This is a genomic window from Pseudomonas sp. VEM90 (genome assembly GCF_054611535.1).
This window is the reverse complement of record NZ_JBTRAR010000002.1, coordinates 180,482-203,734: the sequence shown is the minus strand read 5'-3', so window position 1 is coordinate 203,734 and position 23,253 is coordinate 180,482. Positions and strand designations below refer to the sequence as shown.

The 23,253-nt window shown below is 60.8% G+C and carries 19 protein-coding genes; 7 read left to right on the top strand and 12 right to left on the bottom strand.

What is annotated here, in order from left to right; all coding sequences use genetic code 11:
- The first annotated feature begins 332 nt into the window (after positions 1-332).
- Entirely contained in the window at positions 333-2,093 is a 1,761-nt protein-coding gene (locus tag ACYCCG_RS03280; protein WP_176682929.1) for a cation:proton antiporter, read from the top strand.
- Between the two features lie 161 nt (positions 2,094-2,254).
- Here ACYCCG_RS03280 and ACYCCG_RS03275 read toward each other — a convergent pair whose 3' ends face one another.
- The 4 genes from ACYCCG_RS03275 to zwf form a co-directional block, all read right to left on the bottom strand.
- Positions 2,255-2,662: an SMI1/KNR4 family protein gene (locus tag ACYCCG_RS03275; RefSeq protein ID WP_176682928.1), complete on the bottom strand. Its 408-nt coding sequence runs from the start codon at positions 2,660-2,662 to the stop codon at positions 2,255-2,257.
- A gap of 114 nt (positions 2,663-2,776) precedes the next feature.
- Entirely contained in the window at positions 2,777-3,631 is an 855-nt protein-coding gene (locus tag ACYCCG_RS03270) for a Tim44 domain-containing protein (protein WP_176682927.1), read from the bottom strand.
- Positions 3,632-3,762: 131 nt separating this feature from the next.
- Positions 3,763-5,949, bottom strand: coding sequence for a DNA helicase II (gene uvrD, locus ACYCCG_RS03265; RefSeq protein WP_176682926.1), 2,187 nt, complete (start codon positions 5,947-5,949; stop codon positions 3,763-3,765).
- Positions 5,950-6,163: 214 nt separating this feature from the next.
- The gene (gene zwf, locus ACYCCG_RS03260; protein WP_459669406.1) at positions 6,164-7,606 is read right to left on the bottom strand and encodes a glucose-6-phosphate dehydrogenase; all 1,443 of its coding nucleotides are present in this window, start codon (positions 7,604-7,606) and stop codon (positions 6,164-6,166) included.
- 103 nt (positions 7,607-7,709) lie between these two features.
- Between zwf and hexR the strand changes: the two genes are divergently transcribed.
- Entirely contained in the window at positions 7,710-8,576 is an 867-nt protein-coding gene (gene hexR / locus ACYCCG_RS03255; protein WP_339442819.1) for a transcriptional regulator HexR, read from the top strand.
- A gap of 211 nt (positions 8,577-8,787) precedes the next feature.
- Complete coding sequence (locus ACYCCG_RS03250; protein WP_061405728.1) at positions 8,788-9,006, top strand: PA3496 family putative envelope integrity protein; 219 nt, start codon at positions 8,788-8,790, stop codon at positions 9,004-9,006.
- Here the strand turns inward: ACYCCG_RS03250 and ACYCCG_RS03245 are convergent.
- Positions 8,948-9,910, bottom strand: coding sequence for a LysR family transcriptional regulator (locus ACYCCG_RS03245; RefSeq protein ID WP_176682924.1), 963 nt, complete (start codon positions 9,908-9,910; stop codon positions 8,948-8,950). The two genes, ACYCCG_RS03250 and ACYCCG_RS03245, sit on opposite strands and share 59 nt — an antisense overlap.
- A 189-nt stretch (positions 9,911-10,099) precedes the next feature.
- On the opposite strand from ACYCCG_RS03245, the gene ACYCCG_RS03240 reads away from it, so the two are divergent.
- Both ACYCCG_RS03240 and oadA read left to right on the top strand, forming a co-directional pair.
- Positions 10,100-11,515: an acetyl-CoA carboxylase biotin carboxylase subunit gene (locus ACYCCG_RS03240; RefSeq protein WP_003253279.1), complete on the top strand. Its 1,416-nt coding sequence runs from the start codon at positions 10,100-10,102 to the stop codon at positions 11,513-11,515.
- An 11-nt stretch (positions 11,516-11,526) separates the two neighbouring features.
- Complete coding sequence (oadA, locus tag ACYCCG_RS03235) at positions 11,527-13,335, top strand: sodium-extruding oxaloacetate decarboxylase subunit alpha (RefSeq protein ID WP_209969087.1); 1,809 nt, start codon at positions 11,527-11,529, stop codon at positions 13,333-13,335.
- 92 nt (positions 13,336-13,427) lie between these two features.
- Here oadA and ACYCCG_RS03230 read toward each other — a convergent pair whose 3' ends face one another.
- The 3 genes from ACYCCG_RS03230 to ACYCCG_RS03220 are packed head-to-tail and all read right to left on the bottom strand — an operon-like array spanning position 13,428 to position 15,194.
- Entirely contained in the window at positions 13,428-14,099 is a 672-nt protein-coding gene (locus tag ACYCCG_RS03230) for a GNAT family N-acetyltransferase (protein WP_209969090.1), read from the bottom strand.
- A 7-nt stretch (positions 14,100-14,106) separates the two neighbouring features.
- Positions 14,107-14,553 carry a GNAT family N-acetyltransferase gene (locus tag ACYCCG_RS03225; protein WP_003253286.1) on the bottom strand — a complete coding sequence of 149 codons (447 nt, stop codon included), beginning with the start codon at positions 14,551-14,553 and terminating at the stop codon, positions 14,107-14,109.
- A gap of 11 nt (positions 14,554-14,564) precedes the next feature.
- Entirely contained in the window at positions 14,565-15,194 is a 630-nt protein-coding gene (locus tag ACYCCG_RS03220; RefSeq protein WP_176682921.1) for an FMN-binding negative transcriptional regulator, read from the bottom strand.
- Between the two features lie 89 nt (positions 15,195-15,283).
- Between ACYCCG_RS03220 and pdxR the strand changes: the two genes are divergently transcribed.
- Positions 15,284-16,813: a MocR-like pyridoxine biosynthesis transcription factor PdxR gene (gene pdxR / locus ACYCCG_RS03215; RefSeq protein WP_459669398.1), complete on the top strand. Its 1,530-nt coding sequence runs from the start codon at positions 15,284-15,286 to the stop codon at positions 16,811-16,813.
- A 31-nt stretch (positions 16,814-16,844) separates the two neighbouring features.
- Here the strand turns inward: pdxR and ACYCCG_RS03210 are convergent, their stop codons facing one another.
- The 4 genes from ACYCCG_RS03210 to aspA form a co-directional block, all read right to left on the bottom strand.
- Positions 16,845-17,948: a polyamine ABC transporter substrate-binding protein gene (locus ACYCCG_RS03210; protein WP_176682919.1), complete on the bottom strand. Its 1,104-nt coding sequence runs from the start codon at positions 17,946-17,948 to the stop codon at positions 16,845-16,847.
- On the bottom strand, positions 17,948-18,991 hold the full coding sequence (locus ACYCCG_RS03205; RefSeq protein WP_459669396.1) for a histone deacetylase family protein: 1,044 nt from the start codon (positions 18,989-18,991) through the stop codon (positions 17,948-17,950). The genes ACYCCG_RS03210 and ACYCCG_RS03205 overlap by 1 nt, the downstream gene beginning before the upstream one ends.
- Positions 18,992-19,287: 296 nt before the next feature.
- Positions 19,288-20,280 (bottom strand): AraC family transcriptional regulator, encoded by a 993-nt coding sequence (locus ACYCCG_RS03200; RefSeq protein WP_401099392.1) that lies wholly within the window; start codon positions 20,278-20,280, stop codon positions 19,288-19,290.
- A 230-nt stretch (positions 20,281-20,510) separates the two neighbouring features.
- The gene (aspA, locus tag ACYCCG_RS03195; RefSeq protein WP_028697462.1) at positions 20,511-21,935 is read right to left on the bottom strand and encodes an aspartate ammonia-lyase; all 1,425 of its coding nucleotides are present in this window, start codon (positions 21,933-21,935) and stop codon (positions 20,511-20,513) included.
- 182 nt (positions 21,936-22,117) lie between these two features.
- On the opposite strand from aspA, the gene ACYCCG_RS03190 reads away from it, so the two are divergent.
- Positions 22,118-23,035, top strand: a complete 918-nt coding sequence (locus ACYCCG_RS03190; protein ID WP_339442822.1) for a LysR substrate-binding domain-containing protein — start codon at positions 22,118-22,120, stop codon at positions 23,033-23,035.
- The last annotated feature ends 218 nt before the right edge of the window (positions 23,036-23,253 follow it).

The window sequence follows — 23,253 nt, the reverse complement described above, 5'->3', positions numbered from 1 at the left end:
GCTCACGGTGAGGTTGCGCTGAATCGGGCGAATGGAGGGCGTTATCTGCTGACACTGTTGTTCCCCTCTCTGAATTTGCCTTGCTGATACGGGACGTTGGCTGGCGCGCTGTCGTCACGCTGATCATGCCATCGCGAGCGCTTTTCCAGCCGATCTGTTTCTGCATATTGCACCGACTTTTAGCGGCGGGGTGCGATGTTAACCTGAGTACGCCCATGCAACATGGGCGTCTCTGCATTCAATACAGTATGTACTTGCTGCTCGCTCGGTTTTGCCTCGACAGGGGGTCTGCCCAGGCATTCATAAGAAGACGAGATAAGGAGTATCACGCCATGCATGCCATCAGCTTCATCCAGGACCTGGCAGTCATCATGCTGATCGCTGGCGTCGTCACAATTCTTTTTCACCGCCTCAAGCAGCCGGTGGTGCTGGGCTACATTGTCGCCGGCTTCATCATTGGCCCGCACACCCCGCCGTTCGGCCTGATTCATGATGAGGAAACCATCAAGATCCTCGCTGAACTGGGTGTGATATTCCTCATGTTCTGTCTGGGGCTCGAGTTCAGCCTACGCAAGCTGTTCAAGGTCGGCGCCACGGCATTCATCGCAGCGTTCCTGGAAATCGTGCTGATGATCTGGATCGGCTTCGAGATTGGCCGTTGGTTTGGCTGGAGCACCATGGATTCACTGTTCCTGGGTGCCATCCTGGCCATTTCCTCCACAACCATCATCGTCAAGGCGCTCAACGACTTGAAGATGAAGAACGAGCGCTTTGCCCAGCTGATTTTTGGCGTGCTGATCGTCGAGGACATACTAGGCATCGGTATCATTGCCCTGCTGTCAGGCATCGCGGTCAGCGGCACGGTCAGCTCGGGCGAGGTGTTCTCCACTGTCGGCAAGCTGTCGCTGTTCATGATCGTCGCTCTGGTCATCGGTATTTTGCTGGTGCCGCGGTTATTGGCCTATGTCGCCAGGTTCGAAAGCAACGAAATGTTGCTGATCACCGTTCTGGGCCTGTGTTTCGGCTTCTGCCTGCTGGTTGTGAAGCTGGAATACAGCATGGTACTGGGCGCTTTCCTGATTGGCGCGATCATGGCCGAATCACGCCAGTTATTGAAGATTGAACGGCTGATCGAGCCCGTACGTGACCTGTTCAGTGCCATCTTCTTCGTCGCCATCGGTCTGCTGATTGACCCTCAGGTGCTCCTCGACTATGCCTGGCCGATCGTGGTCATCACCTTGGCGGTGGTACTGGGCAAGATGCTGTCTTGTGGTATGGGGGCGTTCATTGCCGGTAATGACGGGCGCACGTCACTGCGTGTGGGCATGGGTCTTTCGCAGATCGGCGAGTTCTCCTTCATCATTGCCGCGCTGGGTATGACCTTGCAGGTGACCAGCGATTTCCTGTACCCGGTGGCGGTGGCGGTATCGGCAATCACCACGCTGTTGACACCGTACCTGATCCGCGCGGCCGACCCGTTGTCGCAAAAGTTGGGCAATATGGTGCCTGCTCGCCTGGCACGGGTGCTTTCGTTGTATGGCGAGTGGTTGCGCAACATCCAGCCGCAGGGCGAGAGTGCCATGCTGGTTGCGATGATCCGGCGCATCCTGCTGCAGGTGGGGGTGAACCTGGCGCTGGTGATCGCCATCTTTTTCAGCGGGGGCTACTTTGCAGCGCGTATCGGCAACTGGCTCAGCGAGTGGGTAAGCGATGTTAGTCTGCAGAAGGCGTTGATCTGGGGCGCAGCGTTGTTGCTGTCGCTGCCATTCCTGATCGCCGCCTACCGCAAGCTCAAGGCCCTGTCGATGCTGCTTGCAGAAATGGGCGTCAAGCCAGAAATGGCCGGGCGGCATACTCAGCGTGTGCGTCGCGTGATCGCTGAGGTGATCCCGCTATTGTCGCTGCTGGTAATTTTCCTGCTGCTGTCGGCATTGTCGGCGAGTATTTTGCCGACTAGCGAGTTACTGCTGGTGATTGCTGTGGTAGCTGCAGTGGTGGTGGCGTTGTTGTGGCGCTGGTTCATCCGCGTGCATACGCGTATGCAGATTGCCTTGCTAGAGACGCTGGAGAACAGTCGCGAGAACTCGCAATGAGGGGAACACGCCCTGTGCAGTATTTCACCGTCGCCCAAGGGAATGGGGGCGATATCCCTGTCGCCAGGCGCAGAAAGCCTGGCGACTTTAACTACATTGATGGCCTCAGCCGTCTTTTTTCCAGCCTGGAATCGCGTGGATTTCTCTACAGGCGCTAGAAATCAGCTCTCCAGCCAAACATCTCGCGCCCAATGCCATACCGATTCCCAACTGTCTTCGCCGACACCTTCCTCTTCGGCATCCCATAGCACCACGGTGCCGTCTTCTTCCACGCAATAGTAATTGTCGCCGTCCTGGCACAGTGGAATCAGGTCGCGCGGTACGCCGGCATCCCAGGCGTTGGAGGCCACATCTGGCAGGTAGGTGTGCGACTGCGGATCAGTGACGGTAACAGGCTCAAGGGAGCCGTAAACCACATCACTTACGGTCAGCAGAAACTCTTTGAACACGAATGGAATATTGATGAACAGCTGCTCTTCGATCTCTACCAGCTGGTCTTCGTCGGGAAGCTCCAAGGGCACCGGTACCGGCTCATTCGCTTCACGGAGTTGTTCGATCACTTCTTCCACGGTTCACTTCCTCTGACCTAGATGACAACGCTGCGCCTTATACCCTAGTAGCCCACTTTGGCAAAAGCAAAAAACCCCGGGCAAGCCCGGGGTTCTCTGTTTAGCGCGCAGCGATTAGCCGTTTTGACGGATACCGGCTACCAGCCAAGGCTGGTTCTCGCCTTGGGCGCGAACCATGTGCCAGCTTTCGCTGAACACTTCGCCCTGGTCGAAGCGCGAATTCTTCGATACGCCACGGAAGGTCAGGGTAGCGTCGGTGCGGTCGGCGCGGTCATCGACACCGTCCAGTTGCACTTCCAGGTTATCGATGTAGGTAGATTGGAAGCCATCGCCCAGTTCAGCACGCTCACGCTTGAGGAACTCGAGCATTTGCGGGGTAACGAACTCGCTGATCTTGTCCATTTCGTTGGCGTCCCAGTGCTGCTGCAGCGACTGGAAATGGCTACGGGCTGCTGCCAGGAAGCTCTGCTCGTTGAACCAGGCCGGCGCGTTGATCACCGGGGCGGCTGCGGCAGCGGGTGCGGCTGAACCACCGAAAATCGACGGCTGCGAAGGCTGAGCGTGAGCCTCACGCTGCATCGGCGCATGGCCCGGCATGGCCATTTGTGGCTGCTGCTGGCGGCGACGCGCGGCGATGAAGCGGAACACGAGGAAGGCGATAAGCGCCACGATCAGGAAGTCCATGATCTGGAAGCCTTCGAAACCGTCGCCCATGAACATGGAAGCCAGCAGGCCACCGGCGGCGAGGCCAGCCAGTGGGCCCAACCAGCGCGAAGCACCGCTGGCGGCAGCCGGTGCACGGCCAGGTGCGGTCGGCGCGGCAGCAGGCGTGGTTGGCGTAGCCTGGCGGGTCTGGTGGATAGGCGCGGAGCCCGAGCTCTTGCCGCCGCCGAAACGCTTGGCGCTGGCGTCCAGGCTCAGCGTCAGGCCGACGCAGAGCGCCAGTGCGATGCTAAGAAAACGTTGCATAAGTGGGATATCCCCTGTTGTGGATTGCACGCGCGTCATGGTGCACAGGTTCCCGGGCACATGACCAGCGACATAATGTTTCGAGCTTTTGCCTGAATGTTACAAAGCTGGGGGCCCGACCCTTGTGGGCTTTAGATAGCCTCGAGCTTGGCATACCCCAGCATCAGCCATTTACTACCTTCGGCAAAATTCACCTGCACCCGCGCCTGAGCGCCAGAACCTTCGAAATTGAGGATTACGCCTTCGCCGAATACCGCATGCTGCACACGCTGGCCAAGGTTGAACGCGGTCTGCGGAATGCTGGCATTGGCGAACAGGTTGCTGTTGGTGGCCGTCTTGGCCCCGCCGAACGGGCGGCTGACGCTGTTGGACAGGCGTACTTCCTGAACCAGGCCTGCCGGAATTTCACGCACGAAACGCGACACCTTGTTGTAAGTCTCGCTGCCATAAAGGCGGCGTGTTTCAGCGTAGGTCATGACCAGCTGGCGCATGGCGCGGGTGATGCCTACATAGGCCAGGCGTCGTTCCTCTTCCAGGCGGCCGGGTTCTTCCAGGCTCATCTTGTGCGGGAACAAGCCTTCTTCCATGCCCACCAGGAACACATAGGGGAATTCCAGGCCTTTGGCGCTGTGCAGGGTCATCAATTGTATGCTGTCTTCATGCTCGTCGGCCTGAGTATCGCCAGCTTCGAGTGAGGCGTGGCCAAGGAAGGCCGAGAGCGGGGAAAGGTCGGCGTCTTCGTCGGTGGACTCGAAGTTGCGTGCCGCACTGACCAGTTCCTCAAGGTTTTCTACCCGTGCCTGGCCCTTTTCACCTTTTTCTTCCTGGTGATAGGTGATCAGGCCGGACTGTTCGATAGTGGTCTGGGTCATGGTATGCAGCGGCATGTCCACAACCTTGGCGGCCAGCCCCTCGATCAGCTCGATAAAGGCCCCCAGGGCACTGGCAGCGCGGCCTTTCAGGGCCTTGGCGGCGAGCAGCTGGCACATGGCCTCCCACATGGACAGCTGGCTGTGGCGGGCGTGCTCGCGGATGGCTTCGACGGTTTTTTCGCCAATACCGCGCGGCGGCACGTTGATCACCCGCTCCAGAGCGGCATCGTTGCCACGCCCTTCGATCAGGCGCAGGTAAGCCATGGCATTCTTGATTTCGGCGCGCTCGAAGAAGCGCTGGCCGCCATAGATGCGGTAGGGGATGCGCTCGCGCAGCAGGGCTTCTTCCAGCACTCGCGACTGGGCGTTGGAGCGGTACAGGATGGCGATCTCGTTGCGCGCATTACCCTGCTTGACCAGGCTCTCGATGGTTTCCACGACATAGCGCGCTTCATCGTGCTCGTTGTAGGCCGCGTACAGGGTCAGTGGTTCGCCTTCGCCCATGTCGGTCCACAGTTCCTTGCCCAGGCGCCCGCTGTTGTTGGCGATCAGCGCGTTGGCCGCCTTGAGGATGCCGCCGGTGGAGCGGTAGTTCTGCTCCAGGCGGATCATTTCGGCGTCGGGGAAGTCGGCGGTGTACTGGTGAATGTTTTCGATCTTGGCACCGCGCCAGCCGTAGATCGACTGGTCGTCATCGCCTACCGCCATCAGGCTGTCGCCGCCGCGTGCCAGCAGGCGCAACCAGGCGTACTGCACGGCGTTGGTATCCTGGAACTCGTCCACCAGCACGTGGCGGAAGCGTCGCTGATAGTGTTCCAGCAGGCCCGGGTGGTCACGCCACAGGTCCAGGGCGCGAAGCAGCAGCTCGGAGAAATCGATGACACCGGCGCGCTCGCACGCCTGCTCGTAGGCCGTATAGACCTCGCGCATGGTCGCCAGGAACAGGTCGCCCCCCGCCTGGATATGCTGCGGGCGCAGGCCTTCGTCTTTCTGCCCGTTGATGAACCACTGGGCCTGGCGTGCCGGCCACTTCTGCTCGTCCAGGCCCAACTCGCGCATCACCCGCTTGATCAGGCGCTGCTGGTCGTCGCTGTCGAGGATCTGGAAGTTCTGCACCAGCCGCGCTTCCTGCCAGTGGGCCCGCAACAGGCGATGGGCCAGGCCGTGGAAGGTACCGACCCACATGCCTGCCGGGTTGATGCCCAGCAGTTGCTCGATCCGCTGGCGCATTTCTGCCGCGGCCTTGTTGGTGAACGTCACCGACAGGATCGAGTGCGGCGACGCCTGCTCGACCTGGATCAGCCAGGCGATGCGGTGTACCAGCACGCGGGTTTTACCGGAACCGGCGCCGGCAAGCACCAGTTGACGCCCGAGCGTGGCCGCTACGGCCTGGCGTTGGGCATCGTTGAGGGAATTCAGCAGGAGAGAGAGGTCGTCTGTGCGCATCGGGCCATTCTAGGGCGATGCCGGGTAAGGGGCAAATATCTACTGTATGAATATTCACCTGGCTGCATCCCGCTCATCGGCCCGAGGCCAGGTCACGGCCTGCGCAAGCTGGCGGAGGCATGGTCAGTCGATGGCCTTCACGTTATGGATTTCGCACCTTCGAACTTCATCTGCTGCTGTTTCAGATTAAAGGTCGCGCCATCGCGCAGGTCATTCAGCCATGCCAGCGCCTGCCATGCCTGGCGAGCAGGCTGTTGGCTTGCTCGGGCCCGAAACTGCCAGCCGGGTAGGGGCGGGGTGCCTGGAAGTGTTCTTCACAGCCCTTGATGATTGGATCTACCCAGGCCCAGGCTGCTTCCACTTCATCGCGGCGCATGAACAGTGTCGAATCACCTTCGAGCACATCCAGCAGCAGACGCTCGTAGGCTTCCCAGCGGCGAGTCTGGCTGAACACCTGGGCCAGATTAAGGTCCAGCTCCACGGGTTCCAGGCGCATGCCCTTGCCTGGGCTCTTGGTCATCATGCGCAGGCTGATGCGTTCGTCCGGTTGCAGCTGTATCAGTAGCTGGTTGACCTGGCCGCCGCTGAACAGTTCGTGAGGCACTGGCTTGAACTGGATGACGATCTGCGAAGCGCGCCGCGCCATGCGTTTGCCGGTGCGCAGATAGAAAGGCACGCCCGCCCAGCGCCAGTTGTCGATGTGCGCCTCGATGGCCACGAAAGTCTCGGTATCGCTGTCGTTGTCGACATCCTTTTCAAAGTAGTAGGCCGGCACTTCCTGGCCGCCGATACGTCCGGCGCCATATTGGCCGCGTACTGTCTTGTCCTGTACATCCTGGCCAGTGATCGGCTTGAGGGCGCGCAGGATTTTCACCTTTTCGTCGCGTACCGCTTCGGCCTCGAACTGCGCGGGTGGCTCCATGGCCACCAGGCACAGCAGTTGCAGCAGGTGGTTCTGCAGCATGTCGCGAATAGCCCCGGCGCGGTCGTAGTAGGCACCGCGGTTTTCTACGCCCAGCGTCTCGCAAACGCTGATCTGGACATGGTCGACCTGGTTGTTGCGCCACACTGGCTCCAGCAGGGCATTGGCAAAACGCAGGGCCATCAGGTTCTGCACGGTTTCCTTGCCCAGATAGTGGTCGATGCGAAACACCTGGCTTTCCTCGAACACCGTGCCAATCGCTTCATTGATGGCAGTGGCTGATTCCAGCGAATGGCCGATCGGCTTTTCCAGCACGATGCGCGCTTCGGTGTCGGCCAGTCCGGCAATGCGCAGGTGGTTGGCAATCGGTACGAACAGGTTGGGGGCGGTGGCCAGGTAGAAGATGCGGCTCAGCCCACCGGGTTCGCCCAGGTAGCGTGCCAGGCGGCCAAAATCGGCGCTCTGTGAAGCATCCATCGGGAAGTAGTCGACACGTGCGGAAAACCGCTGCCACACCTCTTCGTCGAAGTCACTGCGGGCAATCTGCGCCCGACAATGGCGTTCGGCGAGCTTCAGATAGTCGATGCGTGGCAGGTTGCGCCTGGCCAGTGCGATGACCCGCACGGCAGGGTTCAGACGGGCCTCGCGAAACAGGTGGTAGAGCGCCGGAAGCAATTTGTGCAGGGCCAGATCGCCGGTGCCGCCGAAGACCAGAATGTCGCAAGGAATAGTCAAACCACCACTCTCCACGTTCGTTTAACTGGGCGGGTTGGCGTCCATGTAGTATAACTACAAGAAAGCTACAACCCGGCAAGCCGATCATAACCGAGTCCAGCCTGTGAATCTGTTGCAACATATCGCCCAATCGCGCCACCTGCTGCGCAAATCGGAACTGAAAGTGGCCGACCACGTGCTGCTCGACCCGGCTGCCGTCATGCACAGCTCCATGGCCGACTTGGCGCACAGCGTGGGTATCAGTGAGCCGACCATCGTGCGTTTCTGCCGGGCCATCGGCTGCTCGGGCTTCCAGGACCTGAAGCTGAAGCTGGCGCAAAGCCTGGCTGCCGGGGCCAGCTTCGGTCAGTTCGCCATCCACGAAGATGACTCGGTCGCCGACTACAGTCTGAAGATCTTCGACACCACCCTGCACACCCTGATGGAAGTGCGCGAGCACCTTGATCCGCAGGCGCTGCAACAAGCAGTGAGCGCCATGGCCCAGGCGCAGCGGGTAGAGTTCTATGGCTTTGGCGCGTCCGGTGCGGTTGCAGCCGATGCCCAGCACAAGTTCTTCCGCCTGCTGCTCAGCGCGGCAGCGTATTCCGACCCGCACATGCAAGCGATGTCGGCGGTTACCCTGAAACCGGGTGATGTGGCGGTGTGTATTTCCCAGTCGGGCCGTTCCAAGGACCTGCTGATCACTGCCAACCTGGTGCGTGAGAGCGGCGCCAACCTGATTACCCTGTGCCCCAGCCAGACGCCGCTGGCCGAGCTGTCGACGGTCAACCTGGCGATCGACGTGCATGAGGACACCGAGATCTACACCCCTCTGACCTCGCGTATTGCCCATCTGGTGGTGATCGACGTGCTGGCCATGGGCGTTGCCATGGCGCGCGGGCCAAGCCTGGTCAACCACCTGAAGAGCGTGAAGCGCAGCTTGCGCAGCTTGCGTCTGTCGCCCAAATCGATCAAGGCTATAGACGACTGAATTCAACCTGTAATGACCTCTTCGCGGGCTTGCCCGCTCCCACAGGTACTGTGCACCTGTATAAATCGGTGCCATTCCTGTGGGAGCGGGCAAGCCCGCGAAGAGGCCGGTACAGGCAGTGAAAATTCACGATTCTGTCACCATTCCACCGCAAAACGGTAAACCATCAAGGCCAGTCTGAAACTCCCGCATCCTATCTGGGAGACAGGCAATGGCTCGTGACTTCGACGGTACGTACCAACCCAACGCCAAGGCTCGCAAGCAGCAGGAAAAGGATCAGCGCCGTATGGAATACCGCCGCGCGATCGAAAGCTATTGCGACCAACGTCAACTGCTCCGCGACCTGGCGGACTACCCTGAGCTGCAAGCACTCACGGTATGGCAGTCATCGGCGGCAACTTCCCCGAAAAACGTTCAACAAGCGCGCTGATCAGCGCACGTTCGCCGCGGATGAATGCCAGAAATGCCAAGGCCACCGGCGACTGTCGCTTGGCCTTGGCCTGCACCACGCACCAGCTACGGTACAGCGGCAGTTCCTCGACCGGCAATTCCTTCAGCACCCCGGTGGCCAGTTCCAGGTTGACTGCGTGGCGGGTCAGCAGGGCGATCCCCAAGCCGGCGATCACGCATTCGCGTTGGGCATCGGCCGAGGCTACTTCAAGCGTTTGGGCGAAATGCACGCGCTTGTCCTTGAAGTACTCTTCGCACGCCTTGCGTGTTCCCGAACCTTGCTCGCGGATTAACAGGGTATGAGGCTCCAGGTCCTGCATGCGCAAATGCTCCAGCTTGCACAGCGGGTGCTGCGGCGGGGCCACCGCAACGATCGGGTTGTTGAGGAACGGCAGAAACTCCAGGCCCATGTCTTGCGGCACCATCGACATGATGATCAGGTCGTCGCGGTTATCGGAAAGGCGGCGGATGGCTTGGGCGCGGTTGACTACCGTCAGGGTCAGGTTGACCTCCGGGTGACGCTGCTTGAAGGCGGCGAACAGGTGTGGCACGAAGTACTTGGCACTGGACTCGATCGCCAGTTTCAACTGGCCCTGCAATGAGCCCTGCATGTCCGACAGCTGCATGTCCAGGCTTTCCAGGCGCCCGAAGATATCGTGGCTGGCGCGCTGAAGGGCCTCGGCCGCCTCAGTCAGGTAGAGCTTCTTGCCCACGTACTCGAACAGCGGCTGGCCGATCAGCTCTTCAAGCTGGCGGATCTGTAGACTAACGGCGGGTTGCGTCAGCGCCATCTCCTCCGCAGCACGGCTGTACGAGCGCAAATCGCACACCTCATTGAAGATCTGAAGTTGACGCAATGTCATACGCATCAAGGACTTACGCATTTTAATCGGCTCCTCGGCAACACCCTGTTACCCAACTATAAGCTTTTACTAATACAGCCTCTAATAAATATTGATTTTTGTTTATCGACCTACAGCGCTAGGGTGATTACGCGACTGGCCAGCAACGTCTGGTCACGCGCCGACCGGTAGAACCGGCTCGACTGTTCCTACGGCTTTGGGAAGACTCCAGTGATAAAAAAAATCCTGATCGCCAACCGAGGTGAAATCGCAGTTCGGATCGTGCGTGCTTGCGCCGAGATGGGCATTCGCTCGGTAGCGATCTTTTCCGACGCCGACCGGCATGCCTTGCACGTCAAGCGCGCTGACGAAGCCCACAGCATCGGTGCCGAGCCGCTGGCCGGTTACCTGAACCCGCGCAAGCTGGTGAACCTGGCTGTGGAAACCGGCTGTGATGCCTTGCACCCGGGCTATGGTTTCCTTTCGGAAAACGCCGAACTGGCAGAGATTTGCGCCGAGCGCGGGATCAAGTTCATTGGCCCGGCCGCCGACGTGATCCGCCGTATGGGCGACAAGACCGAAGCGCGCCGCACCATGATCGCCGCCGGTGTGCCGGTAACCCCGGGCACCGAAGGCAACGTTGCCGATATTCATGAAGCCCTGAGCGAAGGTGACCGCATCGGTTATCCGGTGATGCTCAAGGCCACCTCCGGTGGTGGCGGTCGCGGTATTCGCCGTTGCAATAGCCGTGAAGAACTGGAACAGAATTTCCCGCGGGTTATTTCCGAGGCGACCAAGGCCTTTGGTTCGGCCGAAGTGTTCCTGGAGAAGTGCATCGTCAACCCGAAGCACATCGAGGCGCAAATTCTCGGTGACAGCTTCGGCAACGTAGTGCACCTGTTCGAGCGCGACTGCTCTATTCAGCGCCGTAACCAGAAGCTCATCGAAATTGCCCCCAGCCCACAGCTCACTCCCGAACAGCGTGCCTACATCGGTGACCTGGCGGTGCGTGCGGCCAAAGCGGTGAATTACGAGAACGCCGGTACCGTGGAGTTCCTGCTCGCCGATGGCGAAGTGTACTTCATGGAAATGAACACCCGGGTGCAGGTGGAACACACCATCACCGAGGAAATCACCGGGATCGACATCGTTCGCGAGCAGATCCGCATTGCCTCGGGGCTGCCCCTGTCGGTCAAGCAGGAAGATATTCAGCACCGTGGCTACGCCTTGCAGTTCCGTATCAATGCTGAAGACCCGAAAAACAACTTCCTGCCCAGCTTCGGCAAGATCACCCGTTACTACGCCCCCGGCGGCCCGGGCGTGCGTACCGACACGGCGATCTACACCGGCTATACCATTCCGCCGTTCTACGACTCCATGTGCCTGAAACTGGTGGTGTGGGCGTTGACCTGGGAAGAAGCCATGGACCGCGGCCTGCGGGCCCTGGACGACATGCGCGTGCAAGGGGTGAAGACCACCGCCGCGTACTACCAGGAAATCCTGCGCAATCCGGAATTCCGTAGCGGCCAGTTCAATACCAGCTTCGTTGAAAGCCACCCTGAATTGACCAACTACTCGATCAAGCGCAAACCCGAAGAGCTGGCCCTGGCCATCGCTGCCGCCATCGCCGCCCACGCAGGCCTGTGAGGAACCCCATAATGTCCAAGAAAATTCACGTAACCGACACGATCCTGCGCGACGCCCACCAGTCCCTGCTGGCCACCCGCATGCGTACCGAAGACATGCTGCCGATCTGTGACAAGCTCGACAAGGTCGGCTACTGGTCGCTGGAAGTCTGGGGTGGTGCCACCTTCGACGCCTGCGTGCGCTTCCTCAAGGAAGACCCGTGGGAGCGCCTGCGCAAGCTGCGCGCGGCGCTGCCCAACACCCGCCTGCAAATGCTGCTTCGCGGTCAGAACCTGCTGGGCTACCGCCACTACAGCGACGACGTGGTCAAGGCCTTCGTCGCCAAGGCTGCGGTCAACGGCATCGATGTGTTCCGCATTTTCGACGCCATGAACGACGTGCGTAACCTGCGCGTGGCCATCGAAGCGGTCAAGGCCGCCGGCAAGCACGCCCAGGGCACCATCGCTTACACCACCAGCCCGGTACACACCATCGAAGCCTTCGTGAAGCAGGCCAAGCAGATGGAAGCCATGGGTTGCGACTCGGTGGCGATCAAGGACATGGCTGGCCTGCTGACCCCGTTCGCCACTGGCGAACTGGTCAAGGCGCTGAAGGCTGAACAGTCGCTGCCGGTGTTCATCCACTCCCACGATACCGCCGGCCTGGCTGCCATGTGCCAGCTCAAGGCAGTGGAAAATGGCGCCGACCACATCGACACTGCCATCTCCAGCTTCGCCTGGGGCACCAGCCATCCAGGTACCGAGTCGATGGTTGCTGCACTCAAGGGCAGCGAGTTCGACACCGGCCTGGACCTGGAGCTTCTGCAGGAAATCGGCTTGTACTTCTACGCCGTGCGCAAGAAGTACCACCAGTTCGAAAGCGAGTTCACAACGGTGGACACCCGCGTGCAGGTCAACCAGGTACCGGGCGGCATGATTTCCAACCTGGCCAACCAGCTCAAGGAGCAGGGCGCCCTCAACCGCATGAACGAAGTGCTGGCCGAGATCCCGCGTGTGCGTGAAGACCTCGGCTTCCCACCGCTGGTCACCCCGACCTCGCAGATCGTCGGCACCCAGGCGTTCTTCAACGTGCTGGCTGGTGAGCGCTACAAGACCATCACCAACGAGGTGAAGTTGTACCTGCAAGGTGGTTATGGCAAGGCACCGGGTGTGGTCAACGAGCAACTGCGTCGCCAGGCTATCGGCAGCGAAGACGTGATCGATGTGCGCCCGGCTGATCTGCTGAAGCCGGAAATGGCCAAGCTGCGTAGCGACATCGGTACCTTGGCCCGTTGCGAAGAAGACGTGCTGACCTTCGCCATGTTCCCTGACATTGGCCGCAAGTTCCTCGAAGAACGCGAAGCTGGCACGCTGACGCCTGAAGTTCTGCTGCCGATTCCGGAAGCCGGTGCCGTGGCTGCGCCCGGTGGTGAAGGCGTGCCGACCGAGTTCGTCATCGACGTTCACGGCGAAACCTACCGCGTTGACATCACCGGTGTGGGCGTGAAAGCCGAAGGCAAGCGTCACTTCTACCTGTCGATCGACGGCATGCCGGAAGAAGTGGTCTTCGAGCCACTCAACGAGTTCGTCAGCGGTGGCGGCAGCAAGCGCAAGCAAGCGACTGACCCTGGCCACGTAAGCACCACCATGCCAGGGAACATCGTTGATGTGCTGGTCAAGGAAGGTGACATGGTCAAGGCCGGCCAGGCCGTCTTGATCACCGAAGCCATGAAGATGGAAACCGAAGTGCAGGCGGCCATCGCCGGTAAGGTCGTGGCCATCCATGTGGCCAAGGGTGATCGCGTGACGCCAGGTGAGATCCTGATCGAGATCGAGGGCTGATTTAAGCCCTCATCTACAAGTGGTTAACCTCTGGGGAGCGGATGCTCCCCTTTTTTGTGCTGGATTCACTAGCCTCTGATTCAGCACACCGTTCAACCTTTACGGCACACCTCAAGGCTTTCCACCTGGCCACCCGGTTGCTGGTTCTCTTCACTCAGCCACCGCTCAAACCCGGCAGCCACCGCCGGCCATTCATCATCGGTAATCGAGTACCAAGCCGTGTCGCGGTTATGGTCCTTGACCACCAAGTGCTTGCGGAACACCCCTTCGTAGACGAAGCCGAATCGTTCTGCTGCGCGTTTGGAACGGGCATTGGCGTTATTGCACTTCCACTCCAGCCGTCGATTACCCAGCTCGAAGCCCAGCTTGCCCAGCAGGTACACCGCCTCGGTACCCTTGGGCGTGCGCTGCATGGCGGCGCCGAAGGCGATGTGGCCGATCTCGATTCGGCCGTGGTCAGGCACGATCGACATCAGGCTGAGAATGCCTTGGGCCTGGCCACTGGCGCGGTCGATGACGGTGTAGAAAAGCGGGTCGCGGCCAGCTGCGTTGCCTTCCAGCCAGCGGTCAAAGGCGGCACGTTCGGCGAACGGACCGTAGGGCAGGTAGTCCCACAGTACCGGATCGGAGGCCGGCCCCTGCAGCACCTCCCAGAGGTCTTCGCCATGGCGCCCTGGATCGAGCTTTTCCAGGCGAATAAAGCGGCCTTCAATGGGCTCAGCCTTGGGGGTTGCGGCGGGTTTCCAGTTCAATACGTCTGTCATGTTCGACCTACAAGCCTTTGCGGAATTGGATGAAACCCGAGCGCTCGGCAACCTGCTGGTACAGGCTGATGGCGGTGGCGTTGGTTTCGTGGGTCAGCCAGTGCACCTTGATGCAGTTGTCGGCCTTGGCGGTGGTGTAGACGTGCTCGATCAACTGTCGACCAATGCCCAGGCCACGTTGCGTGCTGTCCACATACAGGTCCTGCAGGTAGCAGGAATTTTCGATGCTCCAGTTGGAGCGATGGTAGATGAAGTTGACCATCCCCACCGCCTTGCCGTCGACCCAGGCCAGTGCCGAATGGGTTGGCTCGCTGGGGTCGAGCAGGCGTTGCCAGGTGCTCAGGCTGACGGCATCGGCCAGCTCGGTCTCGTAGAAGTGCAGGTAGGCCTGCCACAGGGCGTGCCAGGCTGCGTGATCTTGGGCCGTGACAGGGCGCAGGGTAAGGTTGGGCATGGGCTATTCCTTCAGAGTTGGCGCATGTGCGCCGCGAGTTGATTGTCCAGTTGATCGGGACTGGCGCTCAGGCCTTCGCGCACGCCTTCGATGTCGTGCCCGGAGCGGTTCTGGCTGAGCTTGCGCGCACCTTGCAGGCGCGCAATGGGTAGGCGAATGCCGACGATGGCGCGGAGCATGCCGTCGATGTAGTCGGCAGGGGCGTCGGTGACTTTCCAGGGTTCGCTGCGACCCTGTTCGTGACGGTCGGTCAGGCGGCTAACGATAGCCAGTAGCGGCTCGGCCTCATGGATGACTTCGGCCGAGCCGTAAGCGTGCACCGCCAGGTAGTTCCAGGTCGGCACCACCTTGGGGTTATCGGCCTTGCTTGGGTAATAGCTGGGGCTGACATAGGCATCGGCGCCGGGGAATACCAGCAGCGCTTCGCCGCCTTGCTGCAGGTCTTGCCATTGGCGGTTGGCCCGGGCCAGGTGAGCATACACAGTGCCGAAATCACCCTCGGCGGTATCGACCAGCACCGGCAGGTGTGTGGCCAGAAGGCCCTGTTCGCCCTGACTGACCAGAACGGCCAGGCGGGTGTCTAGCATGTGCTGGTGCAGGCGGGTGAGGTCGTGTTCCTGGTGAGGCTTACTGTTGTACATGGCGGGATCCTTGTCGAATGGCTCCATCCTAGGCAGGCTATTGGTTCTGGGTAAGAGCCATTACTGCCTGTTTTGATAGGTCCAATACCATGAGCGAGTCCCCCCTCATACTGCCTTTCGACCCTGCCGGGATCGCCCTCGATCGCCGCCGCGGGCTTAGCCAGCAGCTATATCAGGCGTTGCGAGCGCGGGTACTGGATGGACGCCTGAGCAGTGGTACGCGGCTGCCGGCCACGCGCGACCTGGCTGCCATGTTGGCGCTTTCACGCAACAGCGTGGTGCGCGCCTACGATCAACTGTATGCCGAGGGCTTCATCGAAAGCCGCGTCGGGGATGGCACTTACGTCAGCCGACTGCCAAAACTGTCCACACAAGTATCCACAGGGTTACCCCGGGGTTTATCAACAGGTTTATCCACATTTTGCGAAGAGAGTACTGAGGATTTATCCAGCGGAAGACTTCTTAGTGAGCCTCTGCAGCGCCTGAAAAGCAACCATTTGCCACCGCCCAGAAGCGGTGCGCCGCGTGCTTTTCGTGTTGGTATTCCGGCATTCGACCTGTTCCCGTTTGACGTCTGGGCCAAGCTACAGGCGGGTTTCTGGCGCAACCCGTGCCCTGCGCAACTGGGCTATGGTGATCCGGCAGGCGAGCCGGCTTTGCGCGATCTGATTGCGGCCTACCTACGACGCTCGCGGGGCCTGAACTGCACGGCTGAACAAATTGTGATCACTAGCGGTGCGCAGCAGGCCATCAGCCTTTGTGCACAGTTACTGCTGCAACCGGGCGACGGTGTGGCTGTGGAAAACCCAGGCTATCGGGCGGCCGCTCATGCCTTCACGCTCGCGGGTGGCCAGGTGGTTGGCGTGCCTGTGGATGAAGACGGACTGGACTGCAGCCGGCTGGAACAGTTGACGAATTGCCGACTGACCTATGTCACGCCTGCGCACCAATACCCGACCGGGGTGACCATGAGCCTTGCACGTCGCCTGGCATTGCTGGCCTGGGCTGAACGCACTGACGGCTGGATCATCGAGGACGACTATGACGGTGAGTACCGCTACAGCGGTGCGCCGCTGGCCCCGCTGGCAGCGCTCGACCGGCACGGGCGAGTGTTGTATGTCGGTACCTTCGGCAAGATAGCCTTCCCGGCCTTGCGTCTGGGCTACCTGGTGCTTCCGTCGAAGCTGGTGCAAGCGTTCAGCCAGGGCAGAGCGTTGGCAGTGCGGCATTCGGAAGTCAGCAGCCAGTGCGTGATGGCCGAGTTCATGGCGCGCGGGCATTTTCAGCGGCATATCCGCCGTATGCGCAAGGCGGCGTTGAAGCGGCGCGATGTGCTCAAGGCCGGTTGGCCTGTGGATATTCCGGGTTTGGGCGCAATGCCGGAAGTGGCCGCTGGGCTGCATGTGAAGGTGGGTGTGGATAACTTTACTCGGGAACAGGAGCTGGTGGCCAAGGCCGAGGCGGTGGGGGTGGAGGTGACGCCACTGAGCAGTTTCTGGTTGACGGACAGTGAGGCGTCTGTGGATAAACGGGCAGGACTGGTGCTGGGCTTTGCGGCGGTGCCAGAGGGCGAGATAGCCGAGGCCTTGATGAAACTACGCAAAGTCTGGAGAAAATGAAGGGGGCTGCAAAGCAGCCCCCGGTTCAACATCAGGTACCGGACTTTATCCGCGTCCAGGCGCGGGTCCTGGCCCGTTCGGCATTTCGCGTCAAGGGCTTGAGCGTATAGAGTTTGGCCATCGCCTCTGCCGTCGGATACAGGTTGGGGTTGTTGCGAATCGTCGGATTCACCTTGTCGGTCGCATCCTTGTTCGGGTTCGGATACCCGACGAAGTCGCTGATCGGCGCAATCACTTCTGGCCGCAGCAGGTAGTTGATGAACGTATGCGCATCCTCCGGGTTGGCTGCGCCCTTTGGAATCGCCAGCATGTCGAACCAGATCGGCGCGCCTTCCTTGGGCAGGCGCATGTCCACCACCACGCCGTTGTTCGCCTCACGGGCGCGGTTGGCAGCCTGCGAGAAGCTGCCGCTGTAGCCCACCGCCACGCAGATGTCGCCATTGGCGATGTCTGCCATGTACTTCGAGGAGTGGAAGTAGGTGATATGCGGACGAATCTTCAGCATCAGCGCCTCGGCCTTCTTGTAGTCGGCCGGCTTGTCGCTGTTCGGCGGCAAGCCCAGGTACTGCAGGGCCACCGGTAGAATCTCCGACGGCGAGTCGAGCAGGGCTACGCCGCACTGCTTGAGCTTGGCGATGTTCTCTTCCTTGAAAATCAGGTCCCAGCTGTCCACCGGCGCGTTGTCGCCGAGTGCAGCCTTGACCTTGGCCGGGTTGAAGCCGATCAGCACGGTGCCGTACATATACGGCACGGCAAACTTGTTGCCCGGGTCATTGGCTTCGATCAGCTTCATCAGCGCCGGGTCCAGGTGTTGCCAGTTCGGCAGCTTGCTGCGATCCAGCGGCTGGAACACCCCGGCTTCGATCTGCTTGGCGAGGAACACGTTGGACGGTACTACCACGTCATAACCGGAGTTGCCGGTTAGCAGCTTGGCCTCCAGCGCCTCGTTGGTGTCGAAGATGTCGTACACCAGCTTCACGCCGCTGTCCTTCTGGAAGGCAGTCAAGGTCTGCGGGGTGATGTAATCGAACCAGTTATATACACGCAGGGTACGCTGCTCAGCTTGCGCATGCAGGGCGCCCGCGAACAGGGTGGCAGCGATGAACGGGGCGAGCAGACGCTTGAGTCGGACCATTATCGGGCTCCTGGCTGGGCGCGCTGGAAACCTTCCAGCACATTGACCGCGTTGATGCCGATTTCTTCCACAGCGTAGCCGCCTTCCATCACGAACAGGGTCGGCTTGCCGAGTTGGCCGATGCGCTTGCCCATTTCCAGGTAGTCCGGGCTGTCCAGCTTGAACTGTGAGATGGGATCGTCCTTGAAGGTGTCCACACCCAGGGAGATGACCAGCACGTCGGCGTCATAGCTGGCGATGCGCTTGCAGGCATCCTCCAGGGCTGCGCTCCAGGCGGCCCAGTCGCTACCGGCGGGCAAGGGGTAGTTGATGTTGTAGCCCTGGCCTGCGCCTTCGCCGGTTTCATCGGCATAGCCGAGGAAGAACGGGAATTCGTCCTGCGGGTCGCCGTGGATCGAGGCGAAGAACACGTCATCGCGGTTGTAGAAGATGTCTTGCGTACCGTTGCCGTGGTGGTAGTCGACGTCAAGGATGGCGACCTTGCGCCGGCCTTGGTCGAGGAAGGCCTGGGCCGCGATGGCGGCGTTATTCAGATAGCAGTAGCCGCCCATCACTTCGCCGGCAGCGTGGTGCCCTGGCGGACGGCACAGGGCGAACGCGGCATGGGCGCCTTGCTGAATCGCTGCCTGGGCGGTCAGGGCAACTTGCGCAGCACTGTAGGCAGCCTGCCAGGTACCCGCGGTGATGGGCGCGCCAGCATCGAAGCTGTAGTAACCCAGTTCGCCATGCAGGCCGGTCGGCTTGACCTGGCGCAGTGTGCGGGCCGGCCAGGTGAAGGGCAGCAGGTCACCCTCGTGGCCCAGTGCAGCCCAGCGGGCCCAGGCGCCTTCGAAGAAATCCAGGTAATCGGCGCTGTGGACGCGCAGTAACGGCGCACGGCCGAAGTCGGTCGGGCCCTGGATGTCGCCGAGGTTGCGTTTTTTCACCTGGTCGAGCACATGGTCGGCGCGCGAAGGCATTTCGAAACAGGGCATCAGCTTGCCATCGATCAGCTCGCAGCGGCCGTGGTGCAGGCGGTGGTCATCGGAATAGATCGTCAGCATTGTTGTTCTCCGGTGGGACTGGCGTGGGTCCATTGTCATGGGCTGATCAGCAGGGGAGAACGACGCAAACGGCCAAAAGGGGATCGATATGGCCAAGGTCTATGGCCAGATGGGTGGTGACCTATCCCAGCCTCGTCGCGGGTAAGGCAGTGGCGGCAACGGTGAACGGCCTTTGGACATTAGCCGGCAGGCCCGGCCCTTTCGCGGGTGAACCCGCTCCTACAATGGGCACCAACGCGTCAGGGGTTGTGACACCCCTGTAGGAGCGGGTTTACCCGCGAAGAGGCCAGAACAGGTCAACCACGAAAATGGCTCGGCGCCACGCCGCTCCAGCGCTGGAAGGCATGCCGAAAACTGGCCGTCTCACTGAACCCCAAAGTCTCTGCAATCCGGTAGATCGGCATCTGTTCATCGGCCAGCAACTGCTTGGCCCGCTCGAACCTCAGCTCGTCCAGCAGCTGTTGATAACTGCAGCCCAGTGCCTGCAAATGCCGGCGCAGGGTGCGCGACGAGCAGTTCATTTGCCGCGCAAGCCCTTCCAGTCCAGGGGCTGCGTCCAGTTGCTGCGCCAGCAGCTGGCGAATCCGTCCCAGCCATGCCTGGCGACCAGTGAATTCAAGGTTCAGGCGCCGGCAGCGCTCGCTCATGGCTTTGTGAGTAATCGGGTCGGCCAGCGGCAGCGGCATATCCAGCCATCGCCGTTCGAAGGCAAAGGCATTGTCCTCGGCGGCGAAACCGATCGGGCATTGAAACGCTCCGGCATAGAGCGCGTGGTAGCCAGGGCGAGGGTGTTCGAAGCGGGCGCCAAGCAGCGGCAACGGTCGGCCAAGCAGGTCGTCGCAGATGACTTTCAGCGACACCAGGCAGAACTCGGCGTTGAAAGTGCTCAGCGCCGGGCTGTCCTGGTAATCGCTGGCGCTGAACCAGACACGTTGGCCGTCGTCGAGCAAGCGCAGCTTGAAGACTGTTCCCAGCAGTGCCGGATACTGCAGCGCCAGGCGTAAGGCGTCACCCAAAGTGGCACTGGAGAGCAGCGCGTAACCGAGCATGCCGTAGCACGACACATGCATGCGTCGGCCCAGCTCCAGGCCAATGTCCTCGCGCCTGGCCACGGCATTGGCGCAAACCTGCAGTTCCTGCTGGGTGGTGATGCGCGCATCGGCATGCCCCAGGTCTGCCGGGCCAATGCCGCTGCCGGCCAGCAGCGCCGATGCCTCGCAACCGTCTGCCTGGAAGACGTTGAGGATCAGCGAAACTGCGTTGAGGGTGGTCAGGTGGCTGTGCAGCATGCTGGGTAATCCCGTTGGGCTGGGACGCATTATGGAGCAAGTTGTGTGCCGATATCCGGGGCTGCAGGTAAACCACATACTCTGCAGGCGCGGTCTGGTGTCGCGAAGGCCCGCAAAGCGGCCCCCAAAACCTTCAGGCAAAAAAAAGGCCCGAAGCAAGCGCTCGGGCCTTGGAAAGGTTGAGAGGTGTCTAGTCCCTCGACCTGGTGAGACTGTTTACAGCGGCCTGATTACGCTTTCAGCGGAACCAGACGTGGAGCGATCATGTTTTCCGGACGCAGGATGTCGTCGAGCATCGCGTCGTCCAGCAGCTTCTCTTCGCGCACCAGTTCCAGTACGCCGCGGCCGCTTTCCAGGGCAACGCGGGCAATACGGGTGGCGTTTTCGTAGCCGATGTACGGGTTCAGTGCGGTAACCAGGCCGATCGAGTGCTCGACCAGTTCACGGCAGCGCTGTTCGTTGGCGGTGATGCCGACGATGCAGTGCTCGCGCAGCATGTCCATGGCACGTTGCAGCAGGCGGATCGAGTCGAAGATCTTGTAGGCGATCAGCGGTTCCATCACGTTCAACTGCAGCTGGCCACCTTCGGCGGCGACGGTCAGGGCCAGGTCGTTGCCCATGATGGCGAAGGCCACCTGGTTTACAGCTTCTGGAATAACCGGGTTGACCTTGCCTGGCATGATCGAGCTGCCTGGCTGACGCGCTGGCAGGTTGATCTCGTTGATGCCGGTGCGCGGGCCGCTGGACAGCAGGCGCAGGTCGTTACAGATCTTCGACAGCTTGACCGCAGTGCGTTTGAGCATGCCGGAGAACAGCACGAAGGCGCCCATGTCGGAGGTGGCCTCGATCAGGTCGGCAGCCGGTACCAGCGGATGGCCGCTGATGGTGGCCAGGCGCTGTACGGCCAAGGCCTGGTAGCCAGGGTCGGCGTTGATGCCAGTACCGATGGCGGTACCGCCCAGGTTGATTTCGGTCAGCAGTTCCGGAGCCAGCGAGCGCAGGCGCTGCAGGTCTTCGTTCATGGTGGTGGCGAAGGCGCGGAATTCCTGGCCCAGGGTCATCGGTACGGCGTCCTGCAGCTGGGTACGGCCCATCTTCAGTACGTGGTCGAATTCTTTACCCTTGGCAGCGAAGGCCTGGATCAGGCTATCAAGGCTGGCCAGCAGCGCGTCGTGACCCAGCAGCAGGCCCAGGCGAATTGCGGTCGGGTAGGCGTCGTTGGTCGACTGCGCCATGTTCACGTCGTTGTTCGGGTGCAGGTACTGGTACTCACCCTTCTGGTGGCCCATGGCCTCCAACGCAACGTTGGCAATGACTTCGTTGGCGTTCATGTTGGTAGAAGTACCAGCGCCGCCCTGGATCATGTCAACTACGAACTGGTCGTGGTAATCGCCTTTGATCAGGCGGGCGCAGGCTGCGGAAATGGCAGCGTGCTTGGCATCGCTCAGGTGACCCAGCTCACGGTTGGCGTCGGCAGCGGCCTGCTTGACCATGGCCAGGGCCACGACCAGCTTCGGGTAGTGCGACAGCGGAACACCGGAGAGGTGGAAGTTGTTGGCAGCGCGCAGGGTCTGGATGCCGTAGTAGGCATCTGCAGGAACTTCAAGGGTACCCAACAAGTCTTTTTCGACGCGGAACGATGCAGCAGAGGACATGATGTATATCATCTCGATTTTGACCCGGCACATGCCGGAATGGCGCCAATCCTAGGCCTGAAGGTGTTTTTGCGGCCAATGCTATTGCACGCTAACCTATGCACAAACGGCATAGTGTTTCATGTGACGCCAATTGATATTCGAGCGTGTTCCATTTTGGTGCACGCCGGGAGATGTGCTTTGTGAACCTTGAAAGCAAATGGCTGGAAGACTTCAGCGCTCTGGCCGCTACCCGCAGTTTTTCCCAGGCGGCAGAGCGGCGTTTCGTTACTCAACCGGCCTTCAGCCGGCGCATTCGCAGCCTTGAGGCGGCGTTGGGCTTGCAACTGGTTAACCGCTCTCGCACACCCATCGAGCTGACCGAGGCCGGGCAGCTATTTCTCGTCACGGCGCGTACTGTTGTCGACCAGTTGGGCGAAATTCTCCGCCATTTGCATCATCTTGAAGGCGGGCAGGGCGAAGTGGTGCAGGTAGCTGCGGCACACTCCTTGGCGTCGGGCTTCTTCCCCCGTTGGGTGGCCCAGTTGCGCAACGACGGTTTGAACATCGCCACCCGCCTGGTTGCGACTAACGTCGGAGATGCCGTACACGCACTGCGCGAAGGCGGTTGCGACCTGATGCTGGCTTTCTACGACCCGGACGCGGCCTTGCAGATGGATGCCGAAATCTTCCCGTCGCTGCACATGGGCACCACTGAAATGCTGCCGGTGTGCGCCGTGGATGCCGATGGCAAGCCATTGTTCGACCTGGAAGGCGAGGGCAGCGTGCCATTGCTAGCCTATACCGCCGGCGCGTTCCTCGGCCGCTCGGTCAATTTACTGCTGCGCCAGCGCAACCTGCGTTATACCACCGTCTATGAAACCGCCATGGCTGACAGCCTCAAGAGCATGGCCCTGGAAGGGATGGGCATCGCTTGGGTGCCGCGCCTGTCGATGCGTGGCGAGCTCGAACGCGGTGAGTTGGCGATCTGCGGCGGTAGCCAATGGCATGTGCCGCTGGAAATCCGCCTGTATCGCTGCGCTTTGGTGCGTAAGGCTAACGTCCGCTTGCTATGGCGCAAGCTGGAGTCGTCTGGAGCACAAGGTGAAGCGTCACGTTGAGTTGCCTTTCAGGTAATCAGTGATATTTGCACGATTCCTGTCGCTGTAGCGGTAGCAGTTGGATCGTGTCGGTACACGGGGGGCGTGTACGTTTCACACACCCAGCCATTGAACTCCAGTTCGGCGTCTTCATGCGTGGCGCCTGGCAGATGGCCAATTTCATGAGCTGGTGACGGTGAGCGAGCGGGCTGCGGAAGCGCTTGGCAATTGCATGCCGA

Bases quoted from the DNA above. Each gene is read 5' to 3' on its own strand.
- ACYCCG_RS03220 (WP_176682921.1), bottom strand. From the start codon at position 15,194: ATGTACAACAGTAAGCCTCACCAGGAACACGACCTCACCCGCCTGCAC.
- ACYCCG_RS03280 (WP_176682929.1), top strand. From the start codon at position 333: ATGCATGCCATCAGCTTCATCCAGGACCTGGCAGTCATCATGCTGATC.
- ACYCCG_RS03225 (WP_003253286.1), bottom strand. From the start codon at position 14,553: ATGCCCAACCTTACCCTGCGCCCTGTCACGGCCCAAGATCACGCAGCC.
- pdxR (WP_459669398.1), top strand. From the start codon at position 15,284: ATGAGCGAGTCCCCCCTCATACTGCCTTTCGACCCTGCCGGGATCGCC.
- ACYCCG_RS03230 (WP_209969090.1), bottom strand. From the start codon at position 14,099: ATGACAGACGTATTGAACTGGAAACCCGCCGCAACCCCCAAGGCTGAG.
- ACYCCG_RS03270 (WP_176682927.1), bottom strand. From the start codon at position 3,631: ATGCAACGTTTTCTTAGCATCGCACTGGCGCTCTGCGTCGGCCTGACG.
- oadA (WP_209969087.1), top strand. From the start codon at position 11,527: ATGTCCAAGAAAATTCACGTAACCGACACGATCCTGCGCGACGCCCAC.
- ACYCCG_RS03205 (WP_459669396.1), bottom strand. From the start codon at position 18,991: ATGCTGACGATCTATTCCGATGACCACCGCCTGCACCACGGCCGCTGC.
- ACYCCG_RS03250 (WP_061405728.1), top strand. From the start codon at position 8,788: ATGGCTCGTGACTTCGACGGTACGTACCAACCCAACGCCAAGGCTCGC.
- ACYCCG_RS03245 (WP_176682924.1), bottom strand. From the start codon at position 9,910: ATGCGTAAGTCCTTGATGCGTATGACATTGCGTCAACTTCAGATCTTC.
- aspA (WP_028697462.1), bottom strand. From the start codon at position 21,935: ATGTCCTCTGCTGCATCGTTCCGCGTCGAAAAAGACTTGTTGGGTACC.
- ACYCCG_RS03210 (WP_176682919.1), bottom strand. From the start codon at position 17,948: ATGGTCCGACTCAAGCGTCTGCTCGCCCCGTTCATCGCTGCCACCCTG.
- ACYCCG_RS03200 (WP_401099392.1), bottom strand. From the start codon at position 20,280: ATGCTGCACAGCCACCTGACCACCCTCAACGCAGTTTCGCTGATCCTC.
- uvrD (WP_176682926.1), bottom strand. From the start codon at position 5,949: ATGCGCACAGACGACCTCTCTCTCCTGCTGAATTCCCTCAACGATGCC.